The 13,021-nt window shown below is 75.8% G+C and carries 2 protein-coding genes (1 of these 2 running past the window's edge); both read right to left on the bottom strand.

Going from position 1 to position 13,021, the window contains the following annotated elements; all coding sequences use genetic code 11:
• Positions 1-791, bottom strand: the 5' portion of a protein-coding gene (locus ACWCXC_RS15970; protein ID WP_450889251.1) for a type I polyketide synthase. Its footprint begins 18,376 nt before the window's first position; only the first 791 of its 19,167 coding nucleotides appear in the window; its start codon is at positions 789-791; its stop codon lies beyond the left edge, outside the window.
• Positions 788-13,021 (bottom strand): SDR family NAD(P)-dependent oxidoreductase, encoded by a 12,234-nt coding sequence (locus tag ACWCXC_RS15965; RefSeq protein ID WP_450889249.1) that lies wholly within the window; start codon positions 13,019-13,021, stop codon positions 788-790. Before ACWCXC_RS15965 ends, ACWCXC_RS15970 begins: the two co-directional genes overlap by 4 nt.

The raw sequence follows: 13,021 nt of genomic DNA, 5'->3' as shown, positions 1-13,021 counted from the left end.
GAGAACGCCTTGACGCGGCCGTCGACGGCGAGCCCGGACTGCCGGCTGAACTCGGTGAAGTTGCGGGTCGAGCCCATCACGGTGGCACCGGCCGCGAGGGCCAGGGAGCATTCGTCGTTGCGGAGTGCCTGCACGGCGAGGTGGAGGGCGACCAGGGAGGACGAGCACATGGTGTCGACGGTGACGGCGGGGCCCTCCAGCCCCAGGGTGTAGGCGATCCGCCCGGACAGGACGGCGCCCGAACCGCCGGTCAGCAGATGGCCCTCGACGCCCTCGGGGGCGGTGCGCACGCCTTCCCCGTAGCCCTGGTGGCTCGCTCCGACGAAGACGCCCGCCCGCGTGCCGCGCAGGCGCTCGGCGTCGAGGCCGGCGCGTTCGACGGCCTCCCAGGAGGTCTCCAGGAGCAGCCGCTGCTGGGGGTCCATGGCCAGGGCCTCACGCGGCGAGATGCCGAAGAAGTCGGCGTCGAACGCGGCGGCGCCGGGCAGGAACGCGCCGTTGCGGGTGTAGCTGGTGCCCGGGTGGGCCGGGTCGGGGTGGTAGAGCCCGTCCAGGTCCCAGCCCCGGTCGGCGGGCAGTTCGCCGACGAGGTCGGCGCCCGCCGCGATCAGGTCCCAGAACTCCTCGGGGGTGTCGGCGCCGCCGGGGAAGCGGCAGGCCATCGACACGATCGCGATGGGCTCGGTCCGCTGGTCCTCCAGCTCCCTCACCCTTCTGCGCGTCGTCTGCAGGTCCGCGGTGACGCGGTTCAGATAGTCCCGCAGCCGCTGTTCGTTCGCGCCACTGCTCATCGGATGCCCAACTCCCGGTCGATCAGGTCGAAGATCTCGTCGTTCGTCGCCGCTGCAAGGTCTTGGTGCGGGGCGTCGGTCGGTGCGGCCGCCGGTACGGTCCGGCGCAGCAGGGCGGCCAGCCGGCCGTCCAGGTCCAGGCGGGTCCATTCGTCGTCCGGAAGCGCCGACAGTCGCGCCTCCAGCCGGGTCAGCCCGGCGAGTACGTCGTCGCTCCCGCCGCTCAGTTCGTCGCGCAGCCTGCGGGCGAGCGCGGCGGGGGTGGGGTGGTCGAAGACGAGGGTCGCGGGCAGTTTCAGGCCGGTCGCCGTGTTGAGGCGGTTGCGGAACTCCAGGGCCGTCAGGGAGTCGAAGCCGAGTTCCTTGAAGGCGCGGCGGGGGCGGATCTCCTCCGGGCGTCCCGCCTTGAGGACGGCGGCGGCCTCCCGGCGGACGAGGTCCACCAGGGTGCTCTCCCGCTCGTCGGCGCTCAGTCCGGCGAGCCGGTCCGCGAGGGCCGTGGAGGCGTCGGGGCGGGTCTCGCCGGCCGTGTCGCCGGGTTCGGACGCGGTCGCCGCCTCCGCCCGCTCCGCGGCCTCGGTGAGGGCGGCGACCAGGCGGCGGTCGCGCGTCATGGTGTAGAGGGGCAGGAAGCGGCTCAGGTCGATGGAGGCGACGGCGAGGGTGGTGTCGCCGTTGCCGACGGCGAGGGCCAGGGCCCGTACGGCCGCTTCGGGCCGCATCAGGCGCATGCCGCGCCGGGTGAGGAGGTCGGAGACCTCGCCCTCGACCATGCCGCCGCCGTCCCAGGCGCCCCAGGCGATGGCCGTGGCGGTCTCGCCCCGGGCGCGTCGCTGCTGGGCGAGGGCGTCGAGGTAGGCGTTGGCGGCGGCGTAGCCCGCCTTGCCCGCGTCGCCCCAGGTGCCGGCGCCGGAGGAGAACAGCACGAAGGCGTCCAGGTCCAGTCCGGCGGTCAGGGCGTCCAGGTGGCGGGCGCCCTCGGCCTTGCCGCGCAGGATCCGGGCGAGGGCGTCGGTGGACTGCTCGCGGACGGGGATCTCGGGCTGGGTGAGCCCGGCCGTGTGGACGACGGCGGTCAGCGGTTCGGCCGGGTCGACGGAGGCCAGGAGGGCGGCGGCCTCGTCCGCGTCGCCGACGTCGCAGGCGGTGATCGTCACCCGGGCGCCGAGCCCGGTCAGTTCCTCCGCCAGCGCGGCGGCTCCGGGGGCGTCGGCGCCCCGGCGGCTGGTCAGCAGCAGGTGCGCGGCGCCGTTGCGGGCGGCCCAGCGGGCCACGTGGGAACCGAGGGCGCCGGTGCCGCCGGTGATCAGGACGGTGCCGCGCGGGCGCCACGGCGCGGCGCCGGGTGCCGGGTCCTGGACGAGGCGCCGGGCGAGGACGGCGGGCCCGCGCAGGGCGACCTCGGTCTCCCCGGTCGTCTCGGACAGCACCTCGGCGAGCCGGTCGAGGGCGTCGGCGTCGAGCCGGTCCGGGAGGTCGACCAGCCCGCAGAGCCGGTCGGGTTCGTCGAGTCCGAGGACCACGCCGAGCCCCCACACCTGGGCCTGGACCGGATGGCGGACGGGGTCGTCGGCCGAGGTGCCGACGGCGCCCCGGGTGGCCAGCCAGAGCGGCGCGTCCGGCGCCAGGGCCCGTACGCAGCCGAGGGTGTCGGCCAGTCCGGTGGAGAGCGCCGGGGCGTCGGGGCGGGGGCGGTCGTCGAGGGCGGCGAGGGAGAGCACGCCGTCGATCCGGTCGGGGAGCCGGGCGGTGCCGGCGGTCAGTTCCCGTACGCCGACGGGGTGGACGGTCGCACCGTGGGCGGCGAGTCCGTCGAGGACGGCCCGCACGAGCGAACTGTCCACCGCGGCATCGGGGGTGACGACGAGCCAGTCACCGAACAGGGCGGTGGCGCCGGTGGCCGGGACCGGGGTCCAGGTGACGCGGTAGCGCCAGCCGTCGACGAGCGCGCGTTCGCGCTGGGCGGCGGTGTCGGCGGGGGCCTCGATCCAGTGGCGGCGCCGCTGGAAGGGGTAGGAGGGCAGCTCCACGGCGGTGCCGGGGGCGCCGGTGAACGCGCGTTCCCAGTCGACGGGGAGCCCGCGCACCCATGCCTCGGCCAGCGAGAGCAGGAAGCGGTCGCCGCCCCCGTCGTCGCGGCGCAGGGAGCCCACGGCGAAGGCGTCCTCGCGGCCGTCGAGGGTCTCCTCCACGGCGGCGAGCAGCACCGGGTGCGGGCTGCTCTCGATCCAGGCGCCGTAGCCCTCGGCGGCGAGGGCGCCCACCGCGTCGGCGAAGCGGACGGGGCGGCGCAGGTTGGCGCACCAGTAGGCGGCGTCGAGCGCCGCCGTGTCGATCCACTCCCCGGTGACCGTGGAGTAGAAGGGGATGCGGGGCGAGAGCGGCGTCACGGGGGCGAGCAGGTCGGCCAGTTCGTCCAGGACGGGTTCCACGTGGGCGCAGTGCGAGGCGTAGTCGACGGGGATCGTCCGCACGCGTATCTCGCGTTCCTTGCAGACGAGGGCCAGGTCCTCCAGGGCGTCGCGGTCGCCGGAGAGGACGACGGAGGAGGGTCCGTTGACGGCGGCGACGGAGAGCCGTTCGCCGTACGGGGCGAGCAGGCCGTCGATGCGGTCCTGGGGCAGGGCGACGATGGCCATGGCGCCGCGTCCGGTCACCTTGGTCAGCACCTTGCTGCGGACGCAGACGACGCGGGCGGCGTCCTCCAGGGTGAGGGCCCCGGCGACGCAGGCGGCGGCGATCTCGCCCTGGGAGTGGCCCACGACGGCGGCGGGCTCGACGCCGTACGCCTGCCACAGCGCGGCCAGGGACACCATGACGGCGAACGAGGCGGGCTGGACGACGTCGACCGCGTCAAGGGTGGGGGCGCCCGGCGCCCCGGCCAGCACCTCGGTCAGCGACCAGTCCACGTACGGGGCCATGGCGGTCTCGCACGCGGCGAGGCGTGCGGCGAACACCGGGGACCAGCGGGCGAGTTCGACGGCCATGCCGGCCCACTGGGCGCCTTGGCCGGGGAAGACGAACACGGGGCGGCCGACGGGTCCGGCCGTGCCGGAGACGAGGTGCGCGGCGGGGTCGCCCGTCGCCAGGGCGGCCAGGGCGGGTCCGGGCTCCCCGACGACGACGGCGCGGTGCTCGAACCGGGCGCGGGTCAGGGCGAGGGCGTGGGCGGTGTCGTAGGGGTCGGCCGTGCCGGCGAGCGGGGCGAGGGCGGCGGCCAGCGCGCGCAGCGCCTCGGGTTCGCGGGCGGACAGCAGCCAGGGGACGGCGCCTTCGGGCCGCTGCCCCGCGGGGGCCCGGGTGGGGGCGGCCGGTTCGGGGGCCTCCTCCAGGATCACATGGGCGTTGGTGCCGCTGATGCCGAAGGCGGAGACCCCGGCCCGGCGCGGCCGGTCCCCGGCCGGCCACGGCACGGGGTCGGTCAGCAGCCGGACCTCACCGGCCGACCAGTCGACGCGCGAGGTGGGCTCGGCGGCGTGCAGGGTCTTCGGCAGGGTCCCGTGCCGCAGCGCCTGGACCATCTTGATGACGCCGACGACCCCGGCGGCGGCCTGGGTGTGGCCCACGTTGGACTTGACGGAGCCCAGCCAGAACGGCCGCCCGTCGGGCCGGTCCTGGCCGTAGGTGGCGATCAGGGCCTGGGCCTCGATGGGGTCGCCGAGCGTGGTGCCGGTGCCGTGCGCCTCGACCGCGTCCACGTCGGCGGCCGTCAGCCCGGCGGTCGCGAGCGCCTGGCGGATGACGCGCTGTTGGGAGGGGCCGTTGGGGGCGGTCAGGCCGTTGCTCGCGCCGTCCTGGTTGACGGCGCTGCCGCGCACCACGGCCAGGACGCGGTGGCCGTGGCGCCGGGCGTCGGACAGCCGCTCCACCAGCAGGACGCCCACGCCCTCGGCCATGCCGAAGCCGTCGGCGTCCTCCGCGAAGGACCGGCAGCGGCCGTCGGCGGACAGGGCGCGCTGCCGGCTGAAGCTGATCATCGGGGTGGGCGTCGACATCACCGACGCGCCCGCGACCACGGCGAGCGCGCATTCGCCGGAGCGCAGGGCACCGGCCGCCATGTGCAGCGCCACCAGCGAGGAGGAACAGGCGGTGTCGATGGTGACGGCGGGGCCGGTGAAGCCGAAGGTGTACGAGAGGCGGCCCGAGGCGACGCTCGGCGCGCCGCCGGTGACGTGGTAGCCCTCCAGTTCGCCGGGCATGCCGTGCAGCCGTCCGTAGTCGCTCGCCAGAATTCCGGCGAACACTCCGGTGGCGCTGCCCTTGAGGTCGGCGGGGACCAGTCCGGCGTTCTCGAACGCCTCCCACGAGGTCTCCAGGAGCAGCCGCTGCTGCGGGTCCATGGCCAGCGCCTCGCGGGCGGAGATCCCGAAGAATTCGTGGTCGAACTCGGCGGCCCGGTGCAGGAATCCGCCGCCCCGGGCATAGCTGGTGCCGTGCCGGTCGGGGTCGGGGTCGTACAGCGACTCGATGTCCCAGCCCCGGTCGGCGGGGAGGCCGCCGACGGCGTCGCCCTCGTCCACGAGCAGGCGCCACAGCGCCTCCGGGCCGTCGACGCCGCCGGGCAGCCGGCAGGACATGCCGACGATGGCGAGCGGTTCGTCGGCGGCGGCACGGGCCGGTATGCCGGCGTCCGGTGCGGGCCGTACGCCCAGCGCCTCGCGCCGCAGGTGCTCGGCGAGCAGGGCGGGGGTCGGGTGGTCGAAGACGAGGGTGGTGGGCAGCCGGGTGCCCAGCGCCTTGGCGAGCCGGTCGCGCAGGCCGACGGCGGTGAGCGAGTCGAAGCCGAGTTCCTTGAACGCCCGGTCGGCGGCGAGGTCCTTGGGTGCGCTGTGGCCGAGCACCTGGGCGGTGTGCCGGCGCACCAGGTCCAGGACCCGTTCGCGCTGGGCCTCCTCGGTGAGCCCGGCCAGTTCGGCGCGCAGGGCGGAGGCGGGGGTGCCGGGTTCGTCGGCGGGGGCCGGGTCCGCCGGGGCGGCGACCAGTTCGCCGAACAGAGGGCTCGGGCGGGTCGCGGTGAAGACGGGGCCGAAGCGCTCCCAGTCGACGTCCGCGACGACGACGGCCGTCTCGTCGTGGTCGAGCACGGTCGTCAGGTCGTCGAGCGCCGGGTCCGGTTCGAGCAGCGGCAGTCCGGTGGCGGCCAGCGCCGCCTCCCGGTCCGCGTCGATCATGCCGCCGCCGCTCCAGGGGCCCCAGGCGACGGACGTGGCGGTGAGCCCCCGGGCGCGCCGCCGGGCCGCCAGGGCGTCCAGGCAGGCGTTCGCGGCGCCGTACGCGGCGTGCTCGGCGACGCCCCAGGTGGCGGAGATCGAGGAGAACAGCACGAACGCGTCGAGCGGGGTGTCCCCGAGCAGCTCGTCCAGGAGGCGCGCCCCGTCGGCCTTGGCGGCCATGAGGGCGGGCAGTTCCTCGGGGGCGAGGTCGGCGAGCGGGGCGAGTTCGCAGACGCCCGCCGCGTGGAAGACGGCGGTCAGCGGGTGGTCCGCACCGAGGGAGGCGAGCAGCGCGGTCAGCGTGGCGCGGTCGGTGACGTCACCGGTCGCCGCCATCAACTCGGCGCCTACTTCCCGGAGTTCGTCCGCGAGCCGGGTCATCTCCTCGGGGTCTCCGCCGCCCCGGCTGAGCAGGACGACACGGGCGGCCCCGCCCTCGGCGAGGCGGCGGGCGAGCCGGCGGCCGAGGGCCCCGGTGCCTCCGGTGATCAGGACGGTGCCGCTGGGCGTGTAGGTACGCCGCCCGGTGGCGGGGCGCAGCGCCCGCACCAGCCGGCGGCCGAACACGGCGGCGGGCCGGATCGCGATCTGGTCCTCGTCGCCGTGCCCGGTCAGAACGGCGGCCAGCCGCTCGCGGACCCGGCCGTCCCAGCGCGGCGGCAGATCGACGAGACCGCCCCACGTGCGCGGGTGCTCGACGGCGGCGGCGCGTCCCAGACCCCAGACGGCGGCGGGCGCCGGATCGGGGGCGGGATCGGAGGGGCCGGTGGCCACGGCGCCCCGGGTGGCGCACCACAGCGGGGCGGCGACACCGGCCCGGTCCAGGGCACGCACCAGGGCCACGGTCGCGGCCACGCCCGATGCGACGCCCCGCGCGGCGCCCGGGGCGACGGCCGGGGCGCCCCCTGACGCGGCTGCGTCCGTAGCGCCCGGACCCGCACCCGACGCGCTGTCCGGAGCCACGGTCGCGGCCACCCCCAACGCGGCCTCCGCCGCGCCGTCCAGGGCCAGCAGGGACAGCACCCCGGTCACGTCCACGCCCTCGGCCGCGCGGGCGAGGGTCGCCGCGTCGGGCTCGCCGTCCGGCAGTCGGCACAGGACGACGTCGGCACCGGCCGCGCGGAGGGCGTCGGCGGCCTGGTCGTGGTCGTCGGCCGGGGCGGCCGGGGCCACGAGCAGCCAGGTGCCGGCCACGGGGGCGGCGGGGGCGTCGGCCAGGGGCCGCCAGACGACGTCGTAGCGGCGGTCCGGGGCCGGCGGGGCAGCGGGGGCCGGGGCGCTGGCGGGCGGCGTCCACCAGTAGCGTCGGCGGGCGAACGGGTAGGTGGGCAGGTCGGTCCGGCGTCCGCCGGTGCCGGCGAGGAGCCCGTCCCAGTCCGGCTCCACCCCGTGGACGTGCAGCTGGGCGAGCGCGGTGCGGAGCCGGCGCTCGCCGCCGTCGCCCCGGCGCAGCGAGGCGACGGCCGTACCGTCGTCGGCTCCGGCGCTCTCCAGCGTCTGCTGGATGCCGATGGTCAGCGTCGGATGCGGGCTGGACTCCAGGAAGATGCGGTGCCCGGACGCGGCGAGGGACCGTACGGTCTCTTCGAAGCGAACGGTGCCGCGCAGGTTCCGGTACCAGTAGTCGCCGGTGAGTTCGGTGCCGTCCAGGACGGTGCGGGTGAGCGTGGAGTGGAACGGCACCCGGGCCCGCCGGGGTTCGACGGGGGCCAGCAGCCGGGCCAGTTCGGCCTCGATGGGCTCGACCTGCGCGGAGTGGGAGGCGTAGTCGACGGGCACGGCGCGGGCGTGGATGTCCTGGCGGGCGCACTCGGCGAGGAGGCCGGCGACCGCGTCGGTCTCGCCGGAGACCACGACGGAACGGGGGCCGTTGACGGCGGCGACGGAGACCCGGCCGCCGGTCTGCTCCACGAGTGCGGCCACCCGGTCGGGGGACTCGAAGACGGAGGCCATGGTGCCGGTGCCGGCCAGCGCCAGCAGCGCGCGGCTGCGCAGCGCCACGACGCGTGCGGCGTCCCGCAGGGTGAGCGCCCCGGCCACGCAGGCCGCCGCGATCTCGCCCTGCGAGTGCCCGACGACCGCTGCCGGGCGGACGCCCCGGGACTCCCACAGCTCGGCCAGCGCCACCATGGTCGCCCACAGGGCGGGCTGCACCACGTCGACCCGGTCACCCGGCGGAGCCCCTTCGGCGCCGCGCAGCACGTCGAGCAGCGACCAGTCCACGAACTCCGACAGCGCTTCTGCGCACGCGGTGATGCGGGCGGCGAACACCGGCGAGGTGTCGAGCAGTTCGGTGGCCATGCCCTGCCACTGGCCGCCCTGGCCGGGGAAGACGAACACCACCCGGTCATCACCTGCGGCCCGGCCGCGTACCAGCGTCTCGCTCTCGCCGTCCTCGGCGAGCACGGCGAGGGTCCGGTCCAGTTCCTCCGGTCCGTCCGCGAGCACCACGGCGCGTTCCGGGAACCGGGCCCGGCCATGGGCCAGCGTGTACGCGATGTCGGCGGGCCGGGCCGGCTCCTCGCCGCGCAGCACGGTGCGCAGCCGCCGGGCCTGCTCGCGCAGGGCGGTGGAGGTGGGGGCGGAGAGGACGTGGGGCAGAGCGAGCCCGGCGGACAGCGCTTCCGGCGCGTCGGCCGGGGCTTCCGCTACGTCGGCCAGGGCATCCGGCACGTCGGCCGGGGTTTCCGGCACGTCGGCACGGGCGGGCTCGGCGGCGGAGGTGGGTTCGGCGAGGATCACATGGGCGTTGGTGCCGCCGACGCCGAAGGCCGAGACTCCGGCCCGGCGCGGCCGGTCCTCGGCCGGCCACGGCACGGCGTCGGTCAGCAGCCGGACCTCACCGGCGGACCAGTCCACGTGCGAGGACGGCGTGTCCGCGTGCAGGGTGCGGGGCAGCAGCCCGTGGCGCAGGGCGAGGACCATCTTCATGACGCCGCCGAGTCCGGCGGCGGCCTGCGCGTGCCCGATGTTGGACTTCAACGAGCCCAGCCACAGCGGCCGTTCGGCGGCGCGCCCGCGCCCGTACACCTCGATCAGCGCGGCGGCCTCGATCGGGTCGCCGAGCACCGTGCCGGTGCCGTGCGCCTCCACGGCGTCGACCTGGTCCGGGCGCAGCCCGGCATTGGCGAGGGCCTGCCGGATGACGCGCTGCTGGGAAGGGCCGTTGGGGGCGGTGAGGCCGTTGGACGCACCGTCGGAGTTGACGGCGGTGCCCTCGACCACGGCGAGGACGCGGTGGCCGTTGCGACGGGCGTCGGAGAGCCGTTCCAGGACGAGGGTGCCCACGCCCTCGGCCCAGCCGGTGCCGTCGGCCTCGTCCGAGAACGCCTTGCACCGCCCGTCCGGCGCGAGCCCGCCCTGCCGGCTGAACTCGACGAAGATACCGGGCCGGGACATCACGGTGGCCGCACCGGCCAGGGCCAGCGAGCATTCGCCGTTGCGCAGGGACTGCGCGGCCAGGTGCAGCGCGACCAGGGACGCCGAGCAGGCGGTGTCGACGGTCAGCGCGGGCCCTTCCAAGCCCAGCACGTAGGAGATCCGGCCGGAGGCGGTGGAACCGGTCGTGCCGGTCAGCGCATAGCCCTCAAGGCCGTCGGCCGCCTCGTCCAGGCGGGGCCCGTACTCCTGCTGCATCGCGCCGACGAAGACGCCCGTACGGCTGCCGCCGAGTCCGGACGGATCGATACCCGCCCGCTCCAGTGCCTCCCAGGCCGTCTCCAGCAGCAGCCGCTGCTGCGGGTCCATGGCCAGCGCCTCGCGGGGGCTGATCGTGAAGAAGTCGGCGTCGAAGTCGCCCGCGTCGTAGAGGAATCCGCCCTGGGCGACCGCCGATCCGCCCGGGGCGTCCGGGTCGGCCAGCAGCCGTGCGATGTCCCAGCCCCGGTCCGTGGGGAAGGGCGCCACGGCATCGGTGCCGGAGCGCACCAGCTCCCACAGGTCGTCCGGGGAGCTGACCCCGCCCGGGAAGCGGCAGCCCATGCCGACGATCGCGATCGGCTCGTCGTACGCGGCCCGGCCAGCCGCCTCCGGCACCTGCGGAGCGGCCCCGGCCCCGGCGGCGCGCTGGAGGTGCGCGGCCAGCCGGAGGGGAGTGGGGTGGTCGAAGAGCAGCGTGGTGGGCAGCTCGACGGCGAGCGCCTTGCGCAGCCGGTTGCGCAGCAGGACGGACGACTGCGAGTCGAAGCCCAGGTCCTTGAACGGTGTCCCGTCCGGGATCGCGGCGGCGTCCGCGTGCCCGAGCACGGCGGCGGCGTGCGTACGCACCAGCTCCAGCAGAATCCGCCGCTGCTCCTCCTCACCCTCGGCCGCTACCAGACGCCCGGCCACGACACTGGTCGCCGCCGCCCCGTCCTCGGTCTCCGGGGCCACGGAGTCGAACCAGTGGCGCCGGCGCTGGAACGCGTACGTCGGCAGATCCACGAGCGCCGGACGGGTCTCCGGGAACGCCGCCGTCCAGTCGACGTCCACGCCGTGGACCCACAGCTCGGCCACACCGGCCAGGAACCGGTCCAGGCCGCCGTCGTCGCGGCGCAGGGAGCCGGTGACCACGGCCTCGTCGGCGATCTCCTCTATGGCGGCCGACAGGACGGGGTGGGAGGAGACCTCGACAAAGACCCCGTAGCCGTCGTTCGCCAGCTCCTCGATGGCCTCGGCAAAACGGACCCGGGAGCGGAGATTCGTCACCCAGTAGTCGGTGGTCATGTCCGAGCCGTCGGTGAACTCACCCGTCACCGTCGACAGAAGCGGAATCGTGCCGGCCTGCGGGGTGATCCCGGCCAGACTGGCCGTCAGCTCGTCATGCAGCACATCCATGGCGGGCGAGTGGGAGGCGTAGTCGACCGCGATGCGACGCGCCCGCAACCCCAGCTCCACACACCGGGCCACGGCCTCTTCCACAGCCTCGATCTCACCCGAAATGACCACCTGGGAAGGCCCGTTGACGGCAGCGACCGACACACGATCGCCCCACGCCTCCAGGATCTCCTCGACCCGGTCCACCCCGGCACCAACGGACGCCATCGTCCCGTTACCACTGGCCAGCCCGGCAATCGCCCGGCTCCGCACGCACACCACACGCAGCGCGTCCTCAAGCGACAACGCCCCCGCCACATACGCGGCAGCGATCTCCCCCTGCGAATGACCGACAACAGCCGAAGGCGTCACCCCGTACGACCGCCAGACCTCCGCGAGCGCGACCATCACCACGAACGACGCGGGCTGCACCACATCCACCCGCTCCAGCGACGGCGCGTCCGGACCGCCCCGCAGCACATCGGTGACCGACCAGTCCACCAGCCCCGCCATCGCAGCCTCACACTCAGCCACGACCCGCGCGAACACCGGCGAATCATCGAGGAGTTGGGCACCCATGGCGACCCACTGCGCCCCCTGCCCCGGGAACACGAACACCGACCGCCCCACCGAACCGGACACCCCCGACACCACGGCCGCCGACGGCTCATCGGCGGCCAGGGCGGCGAGGCCGGAACCGTACGCACCCAGCACCACCGCACGGTGCTCGAAACGCGCCCGGGTCGTGGCCAGCGACCACCCCACCGACACCGGATCGGCGTCAGCGGCCACCGGGCCCAGCGCCTCCGCCTGCCCCCGCAACGCGGCCGCACTCCGCCCCGACAGCAGCCACGGAACCACCGACGGGGTGGCGTCCGGGGCCGGGCGAGGGGGTTCGGGGGCGGTGGGGGCCTCGCTGAGGACGAGGTGGCAGTTGGTGCCGCCCATGCCGAAGGCGCTGACGCCGGCGATGCGCGGGTGGCCGTCCTCGGGCCAGGCGGTCGGGCGGTCCGTGACGCGCAGGTTGAGCGCGTCCAGGGGGATGTCCGGGTTGGGCTCCTCGAAGTCGAGGCTGGCGGGGATCTGCCGGTGGGACAGGGCCAGCACGGTCTTGAGGAGGCCCGTGGCGCCCGCCGCGGCCTCCAGGTGGCCCAGGTTGGTCTTGACGGAGCCGACGAGCAACGGGTCACCGGCGGGGCGGGCGCTGCCCAGGACGTCGCCCAGGGCCGCGGCCTCGATCGGGTCGCCCACCGGGGTGCCGGTGCCGTGGAGTTCGACGTAGCGCGCGCGGGCCGGGGAGACCCCGGCGGCGGCGTACGCGCGGCGCAGGACCTCGGCCTGGGCCTGACGGCTGGGGGTGGTCAGCTGGGCGGTGGCGCCGTCGTTGTTGACGGCACCGCCCAGCAGGACGCCGTGGATGCGGTCGCCCGCGGCGATCGCGTCCGGGAGCAGTCGCAGGACGAGGGCGACGCCGCCCTCGCCGCGCACGAAGCCGTTGGCGCGGTGGTCGAAGGCGTAGCTGTGGCCGTCCGGGGAGAGGCCGCCGAACTCTTCGGCGGCGACGCCGGTCTCGGCGGCCAGATTGAGGTTGACGCCGCCGGCCAGGGCGAGGGTGGTCTCGCCCCGGCGCAGGCTCTCCATCGCGGTGTGCACGGCGACGAGGGAGGACGCCTGGCCGGTGTCGACGACCAGGCTGGGGCCGTGCAGGCCGAAGAGGTGGGAGACGCGGTTGGCGATGACGCCCCGGCTCACGCCGGGCATCGTGTGGTGGTTGACGGCGTCGCGCCCGGCGCGGGCCAGGAGCTGGGCGTAGTCGTCGCGCATGGCGCCCACGAACACGCCCGTGGCGCTGCCGCTGAGGTCGGCGGCGACGATCCGGGCGTCCTCGAACGCCTCCCAGGCGAGTTCGAGCATGAGCCGCTGCTGCGGGTCCAGCACGGCCGCTTCCCGGGGGGTGATCCCGAAGAAGGCGGCGTCGAACCGGTCGGCGCCCTCGATGAAGGCCCCCCAGTCCCCGCCGACCGGTTCGCGCCCGGGGGGCACCTGGCCGACCGCACGCTCCCCGCCGCTCAGCAGCGTCCAGAACGCTTCGGGATTCGGCGCCCCCGGCAGCCGGCAGGAGATCCCGACGATGGCGACCGGGTCCCCGCCCGTCCCGGTGCGGGACGGGGCGGGGGTCTCGGGGTTCCCGGTGCGGGGGTCGTTGGGTCGCAAGGTGTCCAT

The sequence above is a fragment of the Streptomyces sp. NPDC001515 genome (assembly GCF_053597115.1).
The sequence above is the reverse complement of the archived record's forward strand: the minus strand, read 5'-3'. Positions and strand labels throughout refer to the sequence as shown.